Source organism: Rathayibacter sp. PhB151 (assembly GCF_004366415.1).
GTDB classification, from domain to species: domain Bacteria; phylum Actinomycetota; class Actinomycetes; order Actinomycetales; family Microbacteriaceae; genus Rathayibacter; species Rathayibacter festucae.
Genome location: NZ_SOEN01000006.1, coordinates 976,280 through 993,411, shown reverse-complemented (window position 1 = coordinate 993,411; position 17,132 = coordinate 976,280). Strand labels below are relative to the sequence as shown.

Genomic DNA, 17,132 nt, shown 5'->3' with positions numbered 1-17,132 from the left:
GGCTGGGGGGCATGAGCAGCATCGATCCGAGCAGCGCCGATCAGAGCAGCGCCCATCAGAAGCAGACCCTCCTCCGCTACCTGCAGGAGGGCCGCGACGCCCTCCTGCAGAAGCTCGACGGCCTGGGCGAGTACGACCTCCGCCGGCCGCTGGTGCCCACCGGCACCAACCTGCTCGGCCTGGTGAAGCACGTCTCGGGGACGGAGGCCGGCTACCTCGGCGCCGTCTTCGGCCGGCCGTTCCCCGAGCCGATGCCCTGGATGGAGGACGAGTCCGAGCCGAACTCCGACGTGTGGGCGACGGCGGACGAGTCCCGCGAGCAGGTGGTGGAGCAGTACCGCCGGGTCTGGGCGCACTCCGACGCGACGGTCGCCGCGCTGGACCTCACCGCTCCGGGCGTCGTGCCGTGGTGGACGAACCGGGACGTGACGCTGCACCGGATCCTCGTGCACCTCACCGCCGAGACCCACCGGCACGCGGGGCACGCCGACATCGTGCGCGAGCTGATCGACGGCCGCGTCGGGCTGCGCACGCCGGGCGACAACCTGCCGCCGGTCCCCGCCGAGTGGTGGCCGGAGCACGTCGCCCGCCTGGAGGCGGTGGCGCGCGCGGCGGAGCAGTAGCGCTCCCGGCGGGGCTCCCGGGCGCCACCTCCCCCGTAGGGGTGGCATCCGGACTGAGAGGGCTCGCAGGGACTCGGCTGGCCATCAGGTGTCGGTTAGCGTGAGCGCGTGTCCCCGGAAGGGGGACGCGCCGCGCCGACGTCTGGAGACGACATGACCACCGCCCCCTCCCGCCGCACCACCGCATCCCGCACCACAGCGTCCCGCACCCTAGGCCGCCGCACCCTCACGACCGCCGCCGCCTGGAGCGTCCCGATCGTCGCGGTCGCCGCCGCCGCCCCGCTCGCCGCGGCCTCGACCACGCCGCCGCCCGCGCCGTCGGTCCGCTCGGTCGAGTACACCTCCTTCACCGCCGAGAGCTTCCGCGAGGAGCAGATCAACGTGAACCGCCCGCTCGCCATCGCGATCACCGGGCAGCTCACCGCCGGCGAGCTGATCACCCTGACCGTCGCGCCGCGGATGACCCGCTCCGGCTCCGGCGACTCGCGCGCGACTCCGCTGCGCATCACCGCCGCCGACGGCCCCAACTTCTCGGTCGTCTCCTCGAGCGTCGGCTCCGACGGGTCGCAGACGCTCCTGCTGCGCACCAACCGCGACCTCGCCGACGGCTCGTACCGCAAGACCATCGCCTGGGTCCCGGTCGACGGCCGCACTCAGGAGCAGACCGCCGACCTGCTGCTGACATGGCCGCTCGGCACCTACACGGCGCCGATCACGGTGATCGTCGCGGGCGTGGCCGGCAGCGAGCAGGCCTACACGCTCAACCGCACGCCCGTCGGCGGCGCGGAGGAGTAGGGGAGGGGAGCTCTCGGACCCTCCGTCAAGGGGGTGGGAGCTCTCAGCGCCGCGTTCTAGCGTCGGATTTCGGCGCGGTCGTGCGCGCGAGAGGGGAAGACGATGCAGAAGCTGTACTACGCGAGCGGATTCGTGCTGCTGGGGGATGCGGTGTGCACCGCGGTCGTCGAGTACGCCCAGGCCCTGGCGAACGTCGGGAAGTCCGACCTCGTCGTCGTGCCCGGGCTGTCCGACGAGGGGCTGCGCGGCGAGACGCGCCTGCTGCTCGGGCCCGCGAGCCAGCTCTTCACCAGCCCGGCGCTGGACCGCGGGATCGACCTCGACGACGACGAGGCGGTCGATTCCATGCGCGACAAGACGCGGCGGCTGCTGCCGGCCCGGCCCACCACGGAGGCCCGCGCGAGCGAGGACCACGACAGCGGCGGGGACTTCTTCTAGGCGCCGGTCATCCGGGCGCGCGTCACTTCTCGAGCGTCGTGCTCGGCCGCTCGCCGAAGCGGTGAGCGTACGACGCCGAGAAGCGGCCGAGGTGCGCGAAGCCCCAGCGGTGCGCCACCTCGGTCACGCTGACCTCGCCCGAGGCCTTGGCGCGCAGCTCCTTGCGCACGGCGTCGAGCCGGATGCGGCGCAGGTAGTCGACGGCGGTGAAGCCGAACTCGCGGCGGAACTCCGACTGGAGGGTGCGCAGGCCCACGCCGCAGGCCTCGGCGATCGTCTCGGTGCGGATCGGCTCGTGCGCGTGGGCGTACATGAACTCGATCGCGGTGCGCAGGCGCCCGCTGCGCGGCACGGCGAGGTCGGTCGGCGCCGCGAGCGACTCGTGCGGGAACGTCTCGAGCAGCGCGACGGCGACGGCGCGGTCGGCCTCCTGGCGCAGGAGCGCGGAGCTGTCGACGTCGTAGATCACCCGGGCGACCGCGGCGACCGTGGCCGACCAGCGGCGCAGCGCCTCGCCCTCGGGGCGCGCGGTGGTGTCGAACAGCAGCGGTCCGCCCGCCGTGCCCTCCACCTCCTGGGCGACGCCCTCGAGGTAGCCGCCGTCGAAGTGGATGAGGTTCTGCCGGTAGTCGTGGAACTCGAAGGCGTTCGGGCGGCCGGTGACGAAGATCGCGGGGCGGCCGTAGATCTGGCGCATCGGCGCCTGGTCGAGGTCGGTGACGCCCTCGCCCGCGGTGAGCCAGGAGACGACGTACTCGCCGTCGGTCTGGATGCGGCCCTCGATCGAGCCGGCGAACTGGCTGCCGCGGAGCGTGACGTCGCTGTCGCCGACCGAGGTGTAGCGGTAGGAGAAGTCCTCGCCCGGCTCCACCGAGAAGCGATGCCCGTTGTACACCGACTCGAGCAGCGCGCGTGCCTGCTCGAAGTCCCGCCCGCCGATGTCGGAGCGGATGACCTCGCCGTTCGAGTCGTCCATCGCCTCCAGCGTCGCATGCGTCCGCATCGAGGTCGAGAGCGGCGGCGCAGGAGTTCGCTGGGCGGATACGGCCTAGGCGGCGGCGCGGCGCTTCCGCGGCCCGAAGGCCTGCGTCATGGCGACCACCGTGGCGCCGCGGAACTGCGAGAGCAGCACGACCGAGTGCCGGGCCCCGGATTCGACGGCGAGCGAGAACGTGCCGCCCGTCGAGGTGTCCCACCAGGAGCGGATGTCGAGCGCCCGCAGCCGAACGGTCGGCTGCGTGCCGCCCAGGACCAGCAGTCCCTCGGTGACGCAGAGCGAGCCGGTGACGCCGTCGAGCGTCGTCGAGCAGGCGAAGTCCGCGTCGCGGTGCGCCGGACCGGCGAGCCGGAGGAAGTCGGGGGCCCAGTGCTCTGTGCTGTGCGTCATCGTCTCCCCGCCCCCCGGCTGCATGACGGGATCAGGCCGCGGCGGTGGCGACGGCGGAGTCCGGCTGCTGCGCCGGCTCGGGGACGATGCGCAGCCCGCGGCCGCTGTTGGCCTCCTCCATCAGCGCGCGCACCCAGGCGGCGTTGATGGCGGGGACGCGGCTGCCGTGGAAGGAGAACTGCAGCGGGATGGTCGGGTGCAGCCAGAGCGTCTGGCGGCCGGTGCCGTGTGCGCTCGAGGCGTCCAGCTGGAAGGCGAAGGCCTCGTTGCGGCGGAACTTGTTGATCATCACGATCTGCAGGTGCGCGAGTGCGCGGTCGTCGATCTCGTGGGAGGTGGCCGGAGTGCCGTAGAGGAGAGCGCCCATGTGCGGAGCCGCCGTTCTGTGTGGGAGTCGCGGTGTCGGCCGCGACGGGACGTGGGGGAACCGGCGGAGCGCCGGGACGTCGTGCGAGTCGGAGGAGGCCGACCCACCGCCGGGCTCGAAGGGCCCTGGCGGCGACTCCCTCTGCCGGGTGCCGGGCGGAGGGGGGAGTCGAGCGAGTGGTCGCAGGAACGACCGTTCTCCGAAGATACGGGGAGCGGCCCTGGAACGGGGGCCGCTATCCGCTTTGCGAAGCAGCGCCCGGGTGCCGCGGGCGGACTCCCAGGAATCCGTCGCGCGGAGCTCTCGTTCTCTCAGCACGACTTCTCTCGCGAGCGGCACGAACAGGAGTTTTCTCGAGAGAACCACTCATTCTCCGAGTACGGTGAAAACCATGGGAACGCGAGAGAAGTCACTGCTGGCGCTCCTCCTGAGCGTGCTGCCCGTTGAGGCGTCACCGCGGGTGGAGACGGGCAGGGTCGTCGTCGGCCGGCCGACGCGGTGGTCGCTGGTGCCGGTCTGGATCGGCGAGGGACTGCCGGCCGACGTGCGCCGGGCGCGCGAGCGCGACCTGCCGGGAGGGCGCAACGACGTGCCGGTCCTCCTCGCCCGCGCGATGTCGACCGGCGCACGCGCGCTCCTCGAGGAGCGGGGCTGGTCGTGGGCCGACGAATCGGGGAATGCCGTGGTCCGTATCGAGCCCGATCTCCTCATCGTGCGTCTGCCGCCGACGCGTCGCAGGCCTCCGCGCATCTCGGCGTGGAGCGCCGCCACGATGGCCACGGCGGAGGCCGCGCTCGCCGCTCTCGTCCGTCGTCGGGGAGGCGCCGGCGACCCCACCGCACGGGCTGCCGACCTGGTCGTCGCGACGGGCTTCTCCTATCAGCAGACCTCCAGTGCACTCACCGCTCTCGACGCGGAGGGCTACACCGCGAAGGTGGGGCCCGAGCGCGGGAGGACGGCCGGGCGGGAGTTCCGCGACCCCGGCAGGCTCCTCAGCGACTGGGCGGGGCACTCCGTTCGAGTGGCCCGGGACTCTGCGGGTAGGGCCGGAAGGCCCCACGATCGCTCTTCGTCGGTTCGTTCCGGGACAGTGCACGTTCGTTCCGGAGCACTGCAGCGATCCGGAAATTCAGATCACTCTCTGTGATCCGTTTTTTCGGATCGTGCATCGTGATTCGAATGTCCGGATCGGCCGGGCTCTCCGCTCACGCGGCGACTCGACCGGACGGCCGCGGTCGACGACGCCGCCCGAGGAGCCTTCCCGTGCCGGACGTCGAGGAGGGTGCGCTGACGGGTGCCGGACATGCGTCCGTTCTACCGGCGACCACCGACAGTGATCGGGATCGGCAGTGCAGACTCGCCGACGGCGCGGGTGACCTCGGGAGTAGAGTCCCGCGCATGGACGCCGCCGTCTCCTCCGCCATCGGCGCCGCCGCCGTCACCGAGCTGCCGCCCGACTTCGTGCTCGCCCTCGGGGTCGTCGGCGAGGCGCTCGCCGCGATGGCCGCGGGCGATGCGGAGCCGTACCGCCGCTGCTGGGCCGACACCGCGGACTCGACGCTCTACGGCGCGTTCGGCACGATCGAGCGGGGCCGTGCGGCGATCGACGAGACGCTCGGCTGGGTCGCCGGTCGATTCGCCGGCGGCGGGCTCACGCCGCACTACGACCTGATCCACGTCGCCGGCGACCTGGCCTACACGGTCGGCCGCGAGATCGGCGCGACGCGGATCGACGGACGCGAGACGGCTCCGCTGGTCATCCGGGTCACCCACGTCTACCGCCGCATCGACGGGCAGGGCTGGCGGATCGTGCACCGGCACGGCGACCACCCGCCGCACCTGGAGCGCTGAGGTCAGCGCGGGCGGCGGGCCGGGTTCCCGCCGTCGCCGATGTAGCGCGAGGAGCCGTAGCCCACGACCAGGTAGCCGATGATCGCGAGCAGCCAGAGCAGCACGATGCTGAACAGCGCGCCCTTGCCGAACGCACGGCCGACCCCGAGGGCGATGAAGATCGCCCAGATCACGTTGACGAACGGGATGAGGAAGAGCAGCACCGTCGCGCCGTGATGGCCGGCGATCTTGGTCAGCAGGTAGGTGTTGTAGATGGGGATGAGCGCACCCCACCCCGGGCGGCCCGCCTTGGTGAAGACGGGCCAGAGTGCGACGACGGCGATGACGTAGCCGATCAGGCCGCCGAAGAAGCTGCCGACCGAGGTCGCGGCGTTGAGGCCGCTGGGGACGTCGTTCTGGCTGATCAGGGACGTCTGGGCGAGGGTGATGACGGCGTCGAGCACAGCGGGGTCCTGTCGGAGGGGTGGATGTCCGCTCACCGTAGCCGCGCGGGGGCGTGGTGAGGGGATCCCGTTCGCGGGACGTCGCGGAGGATGGAGGCATGGAGCCGACCGCCGACCGCTACCGCCGCGCCGCCGCCGAGCTGGCGCAGACCTCCGAGCTGCAGGTCGAGTGGGCGCTCGCCGTCGCCGGCGACGAGGCGCTGCTGGCGCTGATCGACGAGCTGCCGCCCGCCCACCGGCAGCCGTCGCTGCTGTTCTCGGTGGCGCGGCTGCTCGGGGCGCCCTCGGTGGACGGCCCGGGCTTCGCGGAGTGGCTGCTGCGGGAGTGGCCGCGGGTCGCGCCGGTGGCGGCGGAGCGCCTCACCCAGACGAACGAGGCGCTGCGCTGCGCCCCGCTGGTCGCGGCGCTGGAGCGGATCACGGAGCCGGGAGAGCCGGTCGCGCTGATCGAGATCGGCGCCTCGGCCGGGCTGTGCCTGGCGCCGGAGCGGTACTCGTACGTGTTCACCGGGGCGGAGGGGCCGACTCGGCTGGGGCGGGGCGAGCCGGTGCTCGAGTGCGCGGTGACCGGGGGAGCGGTGCCCTCGCGGCTCCCCGTCGTGGCGTGGCGGCGCGGGCTGGACCTGCGTCCGCTCGACGTCGGCTCCGCCGAGGACCGCGCCTGGCTGGAGGCGCTGCTGCCGCCGGACCGGCCGGAGCGCACCGAGCGGCTCCGGGCCGCCGTGGCGACGCTGGGGGAGGACCCGCCGGAGATCATCGCGGGTGACGCGGCGGAGGCGCTGCCGGAGGTGCTCGCCGCGGTGCCGCGCGGGCTGCGGGCGGTCGTGGTGTCGCTCGGGACGCTGGTGTACCTGCCGTGGGCCGCACGGGAGCGGGTGCTGGCGGCGGTCGCCGAGTCGGGCGCGAGCCTGGTGACGCTCGAGGCGGAGGCGCTGCTGCCGCCGCTCCGGGAGCGGGCCGCCGCCCTGACGGCGTCCGAGCGCACGCCGTTCCTGCTCGCGGCGGACGACGCACCGCTCGCCTTCGCGGCGCCGCATGGCGGCCGTCTCTCCTGGCTGAGCTGAGGCGGCGGGTCTCGATACGCGCTGCGCGCTGCTCGACCGGCACGGGATGCGCACAACATCAGCTGAGAGCAGGGTCCCTCGCCTGACAGCGGAGGCCACCCCTTCTCAGCTGATGTTCTGCAGCGCCCGAGGGCTCCAGACCGATCCAGCGGCCCCTCTGCTGATCGAGCAGCCCGCGCAGCGGGCGTATCGAGATCCAACGGCGTCGAGACGGAGGCTGCCGACCACCGTGCTGACGACGGTGGGTCTCCTAGGAAAGATCACCTCATAGGTATGGAAAAACCATGCTGATCGAGTAGCCCGCGCAGCGGGCGTATCGAGATCCATCACCGTCTGCACCTGAGTCTGCAGACCCGCCCTGCTGGTGACGGCGGGTCTCGATACGCCCCTGGCGGGGCTACTCGACCAGCATGACGCGGCGCAGCCGCGTCCCTTTCCCTCACCACCGAGACGCGAAGCGGCTTCGCCGCTCGATACGCCCCTGCGGGGCTACTCGACCAGCATGGGCGGCCCCTGGGGGCTGCTGGACCGGCATGGGCGGCCCCGGGGGGGGCTGCTGGACCGGCATGGGCCGCCCGTGCGGGGCTACTCGACCGGCATGGGCCGCCCCTGGGGGGCTGCTCGACCGGCGTCCCGCTAGAGGGCGTCGACGAAGAGCTGGGTGGCCTGGGGGACGTAGGAGGTGTTGGTCGACGGGTCCCAGCCGACGAGGGCGACGACGTCGCCGCCGACGCGGGTGGTGATGCCGACGAGGGTGAAGGGGGCGCCGCCGACGTCGCCGGTGACGGTCCAGCCGACGGCCTCGTCGGTGCCGGTGATCGTCGGCTCGGTCTGCTCGACGGTGGTCTGCACCGGGGTGCCCTGCAGGGCGAACAGCTCGGAGCCGTCGGAGCAGCGCTCGAGCGCGTCCTCGGCGGAGGCGACGAGGGCGGAGGCGGTGTCGGCGTCCCCGGTGCTCGCGACGACCGAGGTCATCGAGCGGTCGGCGCTCGTGCCGTAGGCGAGACCGGCGTCGGTGAGCGTGTCGTCCGCGTCCCAGCCGACGCCGAAGGGCGCGAGGCAGGAGGCGTCCGTCGCGGTGAGCCCCGGGTAGACCGAGCCGAGCATCTCCTCGGTGCTGGTGAACTCCGCGGGCACGAACTGGATGTCGTCGAAGATCGTCGCCAACTCGGCGTCGGTGTGCTGCGGCAGCGCCTCGGCGGTCGGCTCGGGCTCCGCGGCGGCGGTGCAGCCGGTCAGCGCGAGCAGCAGGGCGCCCGCGAGGGCGATTCCGGCTCGGGCGACTCCGGCTCGGGCGGCGGTGGTGTGCGTCATGGTGGTTCCCCCTCTGCTCCGCCGTGCGTCCGGGCGGAGGCGGCCCGAGGCTAGCAGAGGCCTCGGACACCGCCCCGCCGCTAGATCTCCGTGTGCCCCAGGTCCGCGTGCGCGAGCAGCCGGATCTCCGGCTCCGCGATCGACTCGAACTCCAGCACGACCACCTCGTTGCGACCCACTCGGGTGACCGGCGACGGCACGATCAGCGTGCGCTGCGGCCCGCGCCGCCAGTATCGGCCGAGCAGGAAGCCGTTCACCCAGACCAGGCCCTTGCCCCAGTGCAGCGTGTCGAGGTGCAGGTCGGCCTGCGCGTCGAGCTCGAAGGAGCCGGAGGCGAGCCCCGGTCCGGCCGCGAACGACCCGCTCCCGGGCACCCGGCCGCACTCGGGCAGGCACTCCAGCGCGAGCGGCCGGGCGACCCAGCCGCCCAGCTCCGCGCCGTCGAGCCGCACGCCGCCGATCAGCCCCTTGTGCTCGCCGATCCGCTCGCCGTAGTTCACCCGGCCCTGGTCCTCGACCAGGACCGCCAGCTCGCCGGTGCCGCGGGGGAGGGTGATCGCCCGCTCGTGGTCGTCGCGCGCGAGCACGCCGACCGGGACGCCGTCGAGTAGCACCCAGGCGCGGTCGCGCACCTCCTCGCCGACGACGAGCCGGGCGGGAGCGTCGCCCGCCGCCAGCGTGGTCGTGAACAGCGCGAACCCGCCGGCCAGCCCGAGGTCGTCGAAGCTCGCCATCGTCTCCAGGCGCGTCGCCGGCCCGAAGACCGCGTCGAGTCCGAGCAGCGCGGGGCCCGGCGCAAGCGGCGCGGTGAGCACCGGCGCCGGCGGGGAGACCGCGGGCACCTCCTCCGGCACCGGCGCGTAGCGCGCGATGACCTCCCGGAAGGCCCAGTACTTCGCCGTCGGGTCGCCGCTCTCGTTCAGCGGGGCGTCGTAGTCGTAGCTCGTGGTGATCGCGGCGTAGCGGCCCTTGTCGTTCGCGCCGCTGGTCAGGCCGAAGTTGGTGCCGCCGTGGAACATGTAGATGTTGACCGAGCCGCCGACCGCGAGCAGCGCGTCGAGCTCGCCCGCCGACGCCGCCGCGTCCGTGGTGTGGTGCTGGGTGCCCCAGTCGTCGAACCAGCCGCACCAGAACTCCATGCACATCAGCGGGCCGGTGGGCTGGAACTCGCGCAGCGTCGCGAGGCGCTCGGCCGTCCGCGAGCCGAACGAGCCGGTCAGGTGCAGGCCGGGCAGGCTGCCGTCGGCGAGCATCTGCGGGGTCGGCTGGTCGATCGTGGTGAGCGGCACCGTGATGCCGCTGTCGCGGGTGACCCGGACCAGCTCGGCGAGGTACTCCTTGTCGGAGCCGTACGCGCCGTACTCGTTCTCGATCTGCACGAGCACGACGGGGCCGCCGCTGTCGATCTGGCGCGGCGCCACGATCGCGGAGATCCGGCGGAGGTAGTCGCTCACCGCTGCGAGGTAGTGCGGCTCGGAGCGGCGCACGCCCACCTCGGGGTCGCGGAGCAGCCAGGCGGGCAGGCCGCCGTTGTCCCACTCCGCGCAGATGTAGGGGCCGGGGCGCACGATCGCGTGCAGGCCCTCGGCGGCGATCAGGTCGAGGAAGCGGCCGAGGTCGAGCCCGGCGTCCTCGCGCCAGGCGCCGCGCTGCGGCTCGTGCGCGTTCCAGGCGACGTAGGTCTCGATGGTGTTCAGGCCCATCAGGCGGGCCTTGCGGATCCGGTCGGCCCAGAGGTCCGGGTGGATCCGGAAGTAGTGCAGCGCTCCCGACAGGATTCGGTGCGGCCTGCCGTCGAGCTCGAAGTCGGTCGCGCCGATGGCGAAGCGGCTCGCGGGCGCGGGGCTCGCGGGCTCGGGGCTCGACGGCGCGGGGCTCGCGGGAGCGGTGGTCATGCGGGATCCCCCTCAGGATCGAAGCGCCCGGCCTGTGCGGATCGAGGCGGGCGGGGCGGTGAGACGGGTCGAGGCCGGCCGGAGCGATCCGGCCGGCCTCGAACGCCGTGGGTGCTACTCGGAGACCTTGAAGCCCTGAGCGTTGCCGTACTCGACGAGCTTGCTCTGCCAGGCGGCGATGCCGTCGTCGAGGCTCGACTTGTTGGCGTACGCCTGGCCGACGGTGTCGCCGAAGACGCTGTTCGCGTAGACCTGGAAGGGCAGGTACGACCAGCCGGGACGGACGTCCGTCGAGGCCTGGGTCAGCACCTCGTTGATCTTCTGACCGCCGAAGTACTCGGACTCGGCGCCGGTGAAGTCCGGGCTGCTGAGGTCGGCCGAGGTCGACGGGAATCCGCCGCTCTCGAGGAAGACGTCGACCGAGGCCTCGTCGCTGTTCAGCCAGCGCAGGAACGCAGCGGCCAGCGCCGGGTTCTCGCTCTGCTTGGTGACGGACTGGCCGCCGCCGCCGTTCTCGGCGCTGACGGCGGTGCCGTCGTAGGTCGGGATGGGCGCGACGGCCCAGTCACCGGAGGCGTCGGGGACGCTGGACTCGAGCACGCCGGGCATCCAGGCGCCGGTGATCAGCGAGGCGATCGAGCCGTCGCCGAGGCCCTTGTACCACTCGTCGCCCCACGCGGGGGTGTCGGAGAGGAGGCCGCCCTCGACGAGCTGGTTCCAGACGCCGGTCCACTTCTCGGTGCCCTCGTCCTTGAGGTTCACGGTGACGTTCGTGCCGTCGGTCGTGAAGGGCTCGCCGCCCGCCTGCCAGATCATGCTGGTCGCGAAGCCGGCGTCGCCGGTGTCGGCGGTGATGAACTTCGACGGGTCGGCCGCCTGGAGCGACTTCGCCGCGGCGATGTACTCGTCCCAGGTGGTCGGCACGGCGATGCCGTACTGGTCGAAGACCTTCTTGTTGTAGAACATGGCCATGGGGCCCGAGTCCTGCGGGAGGCCGACGAGCTTGCCGTCGATGTTGACGCTGCCCCAGGTGGACGCCGAGAACTTGTCCTCGAGGTCGCTCATCCCGTACTGGGAGAGGTCGAGCAGCGAGTCCGACAGCGCGAACTGCGGCATGGCGTAGTACTCGATCTGGACGACGTCGGGGGCGCCCGAGCCGGCCTTGATCGCGTTCTCGAGCTTGGTGTACTCGTCCTTGTTCGTGCCGGCGTTGACCAGCTCGACGTCGACCTTCGGGTACGCCTTCTCGAACGCGGCGACCTGGGCCTCGGCGCTGGGGGTCCAGCTCCAGTAGGTGATCTTGCCGCCGGTCTCGAGCGCGGCGTCGAGGTCGGCCGCGGTGCCGGAGGCGGTCGTGCCGCCGCCGGTGGTGCCGCCGGACGAGCAGGCGGCGAGCGAGCCCGCGGCGAGTGCTGCGGCCGCGACGACCGTCAGGGTCCGCCGGAGGGCGGAGTGGGCGATCTTCATGGTGATTCCCTTCACTTCTTCGTGCTGTGGGGTGGTGCGGGTGGAGTGGTGCGGGGCAGGACGCTCCGACCGGGGAGTGGGTACGTGGGGAGGGCCTAGCCCTTGACGCTGCCGGCGCTCAGGCCGGACTGCCAGAAGCGCTGGAGGCCGAGGAACGCGACGACGATCGGGATGATCGTCAGCAGCGAGCCGGTGATCACCAGGTTGTAGATCGGCTGCGCGCTGACGCCGGTGGCCTGCGCGTTCCACTGGTTGAGGCCGACGGTGAGCGGGTACCACTGCGGGTCGCTCAGCATGATCAGCGGGAGGAAGTAGTTGTTCCAGGTCGCGACGACCGAGAACAGCAGCACGGTGACGATGCCGGGGGCGAGCAGGCGGATCGAGATGGTGAAGAAGGTGCGGAACTCGCCCGCGCCGTCCATCCGCGCCGCCTCGAGCAGCTCCGTCGGCACCGACTCGACCGCGTAGACCCAGACCAGGTAGAGGCCGAAGGGGCTGATCAGCGAGGGGATGATGATCGCCCACGGGGTGTTGGTGAGGCCGAGCTGGCTGAACATCAGGAAGGTCGGGACGGCGAGCGCGGTGCCGGGGACGGCGATCGCGCCGAGGACGACCGCGAAGACCGCCTTGCGCCCGGCGAAGCGGAACTTCGCGAGGCCGTAGCCGGCGAGCGTGGCGAGCAGGGTCGCTCCGCCCGCGCCGACCACCACGTAGAGCAGCGTGTTGCCGAGCCAGCGGAGGAAGATGCCGTCGCGGTAGGTGAGCGTCTCGGCGATGTTCTGGAAGAGGACGAAGTCGCCGTCGAACCAGAGGCCGAAGCTCGAGAACAGGCCGGCCTGCGTCTTGGTCGCGTTGATCACGAGCCAGGCGAGCGGCACGAGGCTGTAGAGGATGAACGCCGACATCAGCAGCGTGAAGGCGATCGACTTCTTCGGGGCGACCGAGGAGCCGCGGCGGGCGGGGCGCTTGGCCGGGGCGGGCTTGGTGCCGGCGGGACGGGGTGCGGTTGCGATGGCCATCAGTTCTCCTTGCGCGCGCCGCGGAGCTGCACGACGTAGGCGATCACCGCGGTGATCACGCCCATGACGATGGCGACCGTGGCCGACGCGTTGTACTGCTGACCCGCGAAGGACAGGTTGTAGGCGTACATGTTCGGCGTGAAGTAGGTGGTGATGATGTTCGGCGCGAGCGTCCGGAGGATGTTCGGCTCGTTGAACAGCTGGAAGCTGCCGATGATCGAGAAGATCGAGGCGATGACGATCGCGCCGCGCAGGGCGGGCAGCTTGATCGAGCGGATGACGCGCAGCGGGCCGGCGCCGTCGATCTCGGCGGCCTCGTAGAGCTCGCCGGGGATGGTCTTCAGCGCGGAGTAGAAGATCAGCATGTTGTAGCCGACGAACTCCCACGTGACGATGTTGCCGATCGAGACCAGGATCCAGTCGCGCGAGAACGGCGCGATCAGGTCGGAGCCGAGCAGGTCGTTGACGTTGGCGGTGAGGCCGAAGTTGTCGCCGTAGATGAAGCCCCACATCAGGACCGCGACGACCGCGGGGACCGCGTAGGGGAGGAAGACGACGATGCGGAAGAAGCCGGTGCCGTGCAGCCGGCCGCTGTCGATCGCGAGGGCCGCGACGAGCGCGAGCACGAGCATCACCGGGACCTGGACGACCAGGAACAGCAGGACGCGGCCGAAGCCCTCCCAGAAGTTCGGGTCGCGGAAGATCGCCAGGTAGTTCTCGAAGCCCACGAAGGCGTTGCCGCCGATGAGCTGCTCGCGGAACAGGCTGAGGTAGATCGAGTAGATGACCGGCGCGATGAAGACGAGCAGGAACACCACGAGGAAGGGGGCCACGAAGGCCAGGCCCTTCCACTCGCTCTTCGCGCGACTGCGCGGAACGGCGAGGGGTGCGGCCGGAGGGGTGACCTCGCGCAGCGGGACAGGGGGAGACGTCGTCGTCATCGAGGAGATTCCGTTCGGGGTCGGTTCCGACATGTTCACGTCAACATGGCAGGACGCCACCGTAGCATGGCGACGTCAACACGCGCACGATCCGTTAGGTTTCGATGGGGAAACGATGTTCCGCCACCGGCGCGGGACTCGTGGAGGGACGGCATGGCCATCGAGACGAACGCGGCGACCGCCGTCCCACGCCGACGGAGCGTGTCGATGGCCGACGTCGCGCGACGCGCGAACGTGTCCGGGCAGACCGTCTCGCGGGTGTCCAACGGCAAGCAGAACGTCGACACCGAGACGCGCGAGCGCGTGCTCGAGGCGATGCGCGCCCTCGGCTACCGGCCCAACAGCGCCGCGCGGGCCCTGCGCACCGGCCGCTTCCACAGCATCGGCGTGATCATGTTCACGCTGTCCTCCTTCGGGAACATGCGCACCCTGGACGCCATCGCGGTCGCCGCGGCCGACGCGGGGTACTCGATCACCCTCATCCCCGTGCCGCACCCGACGCAGGGCGAGGTGTCGGTCGCCTTCCACCGCCTGAGCGAGGAGGCGGTCGACGGCGTCATCATCGTCATGGAGGCGCACCTGCTCGACGAGGCCGACATCGTGCTGCCGCCGGATCTGCCCGTCGTGGTCGTCGACTCGGCCGGCGGCGACCGCTACCCGGTCGTCGACACCGATCAGGTCTCGGGTGCGCGCCAGGCCGTCGAGCACCTGCTCGGGCTCGGCCACCGCACCGTCCACCACATCGCCGGTCCGGAGCGCTCCTACTCGGCCGAGCGGCGCCGAGAGGCGTGGGAGTCGACGCTGCGCGCGCAGGGCGCCCCCGTGCCCGAGGCGCTCGTCGGCGACTGGTCGAGCGCGTCGGGGTACCGGATCGGCCGGGAGCTGGCCGCGGATCCGGCCGTGACGGCGGTCTTCGCCGCGAACGACCAGATGGCGCTCGGCGTGCTGCGCGCCCTGCACGACGCGGGCAAGGCGGTGCCGGGGGAGGTCAGCGTCGTCGGCTTCGACGACATGGAGGAGTCGGCGAGCTTCTGGCCGCCGCTGACCACCGTGCACCAGTCGTTCGGCGACACCGGGCGCCGCTCGGTCGACATCCTGCTGCGCGAGCTGGAGTCGGGCGAGCGCTCGGGCGTGACGCTGACGCCGACGGAGCTCGTCGTGCGCGAGAGCACGGGGCCGGCGCCGCGCTGAGGTGCCCGGGCCGCCCCGAGGTGTCGACTGCGGGCGATACTGTGAGGCTTCTCACCCGTCCTCGCTAAGGAGCCCCCATGTCGGTCGGCCTGCTCGCCGTCGTCGATGACATCCTCACCGCCGCCCTGAAGGCGAGCGCGAAGACGGCCGGTGTCGTCATCGACGACGCGGCCGTCACTCCGCAGTACGTCCAGGGGCTGACTCCGGCGCGCGAGCTGCCCGTGGTCGGGCGGATCGCGCTCGGCAGCCTCGTCAACAAGTTCGTGATCATCATCCCGATCGCGCTGCTGCTCTCCTCGTTCGCGCCCTGGGTGCTGCCCTACCTGCTGATCGTCGGCGGCGCCTTCCTCTGCTTCGAGGGTGCGGAGAAGGTGCTCGAGTGGTTCGGCGTGCACCACGCGGCGGGCGAGACGGAGGCGCGCGACGAGAAGAAGCTCGTGTTCGGCGCCGTCCGCACCGACCTCATCCTCAGCACCGAGATCATGCTGATCGCCCTCGACGGGCTCGACACCGACCTCGGCTTCGGCGGGACGCTCGGGGCGCTCGCCGTGGTCGGCCTCGGCATGACGCTGCTCGTCTACGGCGCAGTCGCCCTGCTGGTGAAGATCGACGACGTCGGGCTGCGGCTGATGAAGAACGCGGCGCGTGGCGTCCGGCGCTTCGGCGTGCGTATCGTCGCCTCGATGCCGGCCGTCTTCCGCACCATCAGCATCATCGGCACGCTCGCGATGCTCTGGGTCGGCGGGCACCTCGTCACCGCCAACCTGGCCGAGACCTTCTGGCACGGCCCGTACGACCTCGTGCACGTCGTCACCCATGCGGTCGAGGGCGCCGGCCCGGTCGTCGTCTGGATCGCCGACACCTTCGTCTCGATGATCTTCGGCCTCGTGCTCGGCCTGATCGTCGTCGCCGCCGTCACGGGCGTCCGCCGTGTCCTGAAGCGCGGCGAGCCGGCCGAGGCGCACTGACGGGTCGGGTCTCGATACGCCGCTCCGCGGCTACTCGACCAACATGGATTCGGCCGTTCATGGTGATCGAGTAGCCCCGCAGGGGCGCATCGAGATCCCGCCCCCTCAGACCTCCAGGTGCGAGTACTCCGGCAGCTCGATCGCCTCCGCAGGCGGCGTGAAGAACCGCCCCATCGTCCGCCCGATCACCGGCGTCGCCGCGACCTTCACCGCGAGCCCGAACGCCGCCACTCCGAGCCGCGAGACCGGGTTCGCGACCCGCGGCACGCCCGGCGGCAGCGCCTGCGCCTGCTTGACGTAGGGCCGCATGATCCGCTCGTACCCCGCGAAGCCGTCGCGCGGATCCACGTGCGCCGCGAGCTCGCCGGCGAGCACGTACGCGCCCGCGAGCGACAGGCTCGTCCCCATCCCGCTCACCGGGGAGGCGCAGTACGCGGCGTCGCCGACCAGCGCGACCCGCCCGCTCGACCAGCGCGGGGCGTGCACCTGGCCGATCTGCTCGTAGTAGAGGTCGTCGGCCTCGTCGAGCCCGCGGAGGACGCGCTGCGCCTCCCAGCCGGCGTCGCCGAAGACCGCGCGGAGGTGGGCGCGCTGCTCGTCGAGCGAGCGTCGCTCGGTGCTCGCGCGGTCGAGGCGGCGGTCGATCACCTGGGAGAGCGCGACGCGGAGGGTGCCGTGCGGGTCCGGACGGAGGGTGATGCTGCGCCCGCCGGCTGCGCTGTACCAGCGCCACCAGTCGTCGTCGGCGGCGGTGCGGGGGATCGTGGCGTAGGAGGTCTCGAGGCCGAGCGAGCGGATCTCCGGCTCGTCGCCGAAGACGAGGCGGCGGGTGCTCGAGCCGATGCCGTCGGCGGCGACGACGAGGTCGAAGCGCTCGTCGGGGGCGTGCTCGAAGGAGACGGTGACGCCGGTGCCGTCGTCGGCGAGTCCGGTGATGCGGTCGCCGTAGCGGTACTCGGTGTGCTCGGCGGTGCGGTCGACGAGGAGCCGCGCGAGGTCGCCGCGGAGGATCTCCAGCTCGGCGGTCGCGCCGCCGCTGTCGGAGGTGCCGGCCGGGAACTCGGCGAGGGTGCGCCCGCCGCGGCCGACGAAGCGGGTGCCGACCTCGCCGGTCGTCGCGGCGCGGATGTCGTCCTCGAGGCCCATCCGGCGGGCGACCTCGCGGCCGGCGCCGCGGACGTCGACGTTCTGCCCGCCGAGCCGCAGGGCGGGCGCGCGCTCGACGATCGTCGTCTCGATGCCGTAGCGGTGCAGCCAGAACGCGAGGGCGGGTCCGGCGATGCTGGCGCCGGAGATCAGGACACGGGTCACGGTTGCCGCTTTCGTTGATAATCAATGAGATTGGCAATCTACACCAGTACCCTGGGGG

At 72.1% G+C, this 17,132-nt stretch carries 18 protein-coding genes; 8 read left to right on the top strand and 10 right to left on the bottom strand.

Annotation, left to right across the window (positions count from 1 at the left end):
• Positions 1-11 precede the first annotated feature (11 nt).
• From EDF35_RS05255 to EDF35_RS05245, 3 genes are all read left to right on the top strand, one after another.
• Complete coding sequence (locus EDF35_RS05255) at positions 12-623, top strand: DinB family protein (protein WP_133960967.1); 612 nt, start codon at positions 12-14, stop codon at positions 621-623.
• A 153-nt stretch (positions 624-776) separates the two neighbouring features.
• Positions 777-1,418 (top strand): hypothetical protein, encoded by a 642-nt coding sequence (locus tag EDF35_RS05250; RefSeq protein WP_133960966.1) that lies wholly within the window; start codon positions 777-779, stop codon positions 1,416-1,418.
• 102 nt (positions 1,419-1,520) lie between these two features.
• Positions 1,521-1,856 carry a hypothetical protein gene (locus tag EDF35_RS05245; protein WP_133960965.1) on the top strand — a complete coding sequence of 112 codons (336 nt, stop codon included), beginning with the start codon at positions 1,521-1,523 and terminating at the stop codon, positions 1,854-1,856.
• Between the two features lie 22 nt (positions 1,857-1,878).
• Here the strand turns inward: EDF35_RS05245 and EDF35_RS05240 are convergent, their stop codons facing one another.
• The 3 genes from EDF35_RS05240 to EDF35_RS05230 form a co-directional block, all read right to left on the bottom strand.
• Positions 1,879-2,832: an AraC family transcriptional regulator gene (locus EDF35_RS05240; protein WP_166649706.1), complete on the bottom strand. Its 954-nt coding sequence runs from the start codon at positions 2,830-2,832 to the stop codon at positions 1,879-1,881.
• A 72-nt stretch (positions 2,833-2,904) separates the two neighbouring features.
• A complete protein-coding gene (locus tag EDF35_RS05235; protein WP_133960963.1) occupies positions 2,905-3,243 on the bottom strand; it encodes a hypothetical protein in 339 nt (112 codons plus the stop codon).
• Between the two features lie 31 nt (positions 3,244-3,274).
• Positions 3,275-3,610 carry an ATP-dependent DNA ligase gene (locus EDF35_RS05230; protein ID WP_123447516.1) on the bottom strand — a complete coding sequence of 112 codons (336 nt, stop codon included), beginning with the start codon at positions 3,608-3,610 and terminating at the stop codon, positions 3,275-3,277.
• A gap of 391 nt (positions 3,611-4,001) precedes the next feature.
• On the opposite strand from EDF35_RS05230, the gene EDF35_RS05225 reads away from it, so the two are divergent.
• Together EDF35_RS05225 and EDF35_RS05220 are read left to right on the top strand one after the other, a co-directional pair.
• Positions 4,002-4,757, top strand: coding sequence for a hypothetical protein (locus tag EDF35_RS05225; protein WP_133960962.1), 756 nt, complete (start codon positions 4,002-4,004; stop codon positions 4,755-4,757).
• 251 nt (positions 4,758-5,008) lie between these two features.
• Complete coding sequence (locus EDF35_RS05220; protein ID WP_166674012.1) at positions 5,009-5,461, top strand: DUF4440 domain-containing protein; 453 nt, start codon at positions 5,009-5,011, stop codon at positions 5,459-5,461.
• Positions 5,462-5,463: 2 nt separating this feature from the next.
• Here EDF35_RS05220 and EDF35_RS05215 read toward each other — a convergent pair whose 3' ends face one another.
• Complete coding sequence (locus EDF35_RS05215) at positions 5,464-5,904, bottom strand: DUF5684 domain-containing protein (RefSeq protein ID WP_208323011.1); 441 nt, start codon at positions 5,902-5,904, stop codon at positions 5,464-5,466.
• A gap of 98 nt (positions 5,905-6,002) precedes the next feature.
• On the opposite strand from EDF35_RS05215, the gene EDF35_RS05210 reads away from it, so the two are divergent.
• On the top strand, positions 6,003-6,968 hold the full coding sequence (locus EDF35_RS05210) for a DUF2332 domain-containing protein (protein ID WP_133960960.1): 966 nt from the start codon (positions 6,003-6,005) through the stop codon (positions 6,966-6,968).
• A gap of 636 nt (positions 6,969-7,604) precedes the next feature.
• Here EDF35_RS05210 and EDF35_RS21005 read toward each other — a convergent pair.
• The 5 genes from EDF35_RS21005 to EDF35_RS05185 form a co-directional block, all read right to left on the bottom strand.
• Positions 7,605-8,282, bottom strand: coding sequence for a hypothetical protein (locus tag EDF35_RS21005; protein ID WP_208323010.1), 678 nt, complete (start codon positions 8,280-8,282; stop codon positions 7,605-7,607).
• Positions 8,283-8,362: 80 nt separating this feature from the next.
• Positions 8,363-10,177 carry a beta-galactosidase family protein gene (locus EDF35_RS05200; RefSeq protein WP_133960959.1) on the bottom strand — a complete coding sequence of 605 codons (1,815 nt, stop codon included), beginning with the start codon at positions 10,175-10,177 and terminating at the stop codon, positions 8,363-8,365.
• Between the two features lie 114 nt (positions 10,178-10,291).
• Entirely contained in the window at positions 10,292-11,644 is a 1,353-nt protein-coding gene (locus EDF35_RS05195; protein WP_133960958.1) for a sugar ABC transporter substrate-binding protein, read from the bottom strand.
• Between the two features lie 95 nt (positions 11,645-11,739).
• Complete coding sequence (locus EDF35_RS05190) at positions 11,740-12,549, bottom strand: carbohydrate ABC transporter permease (protein ID WP_159423737.1); 810 nt, start codon at positions 12,547-12,549, stop codon at positions 11,740-11,742.
• A 113-nt stretch (positions 12,550-12,662) separates the two neighbouring features.
• Positions 12,663-13,643, bottom strand: coding sequence for a sugar ABC transporter permease (locus EDF35_RS05185; RefSeq protein ID WP_243585897.1), 981 nt, complete (start codon positions 13,641-13,643; stop codon positions 12,663-12,665).
• A gap of 114 nt (positions 13,644-13,757) precedes the next feature.
• Here EDF35_RS05185 and EDF35_RS05180 point away from each other — a divergent pair, with 114 nt between their 5' ends.
• Together EDF35_RS05180 and EDF35_RS05175 are read left to right on the top strand one after the other, a co-directional pair.
• A complete protein-coding gene (locus EDF35_RS05180; protein WP_123731700.1) occupies positions 13,758-14,795 on the top strand; it encodes a LacI family DNA-binding transcriptional regulator in 1,038 nt (345 codons plus the stop codon).
• Positions 14,796-14,872: 77 nt separating this feature from the next.
• Complete coding sequence (locus EDF35_RS05175; protein WP_123731701.1) at positions 14,873-15,763, top strand: DUF808 domain-containing protein; 891 nt, start codon at positions 14,873-14,875, stop codon at positions 15,761-15,763.
• A gap of 105 nt (positions 15,764-15,868) precedes the next feature.
• On the opposite strand, the gene EDF35_RS05170 is transcribed toward EDF35_RS05175, so the two are convergent.
• Positions 15,869-17,074 (bottom strand): FAD-dependent monooxygenase, encoded by a 1,206-nt coding sequence (locus EDF35_RS05170; protein ID WP_133960957.1) that lies wholly within the window; start codon positions 17,072-17,074, stop codon positions 15,869-15,871.
• Between the last annotated feature and the right edge of the window lie 58 nt (positions 17,075-17,132).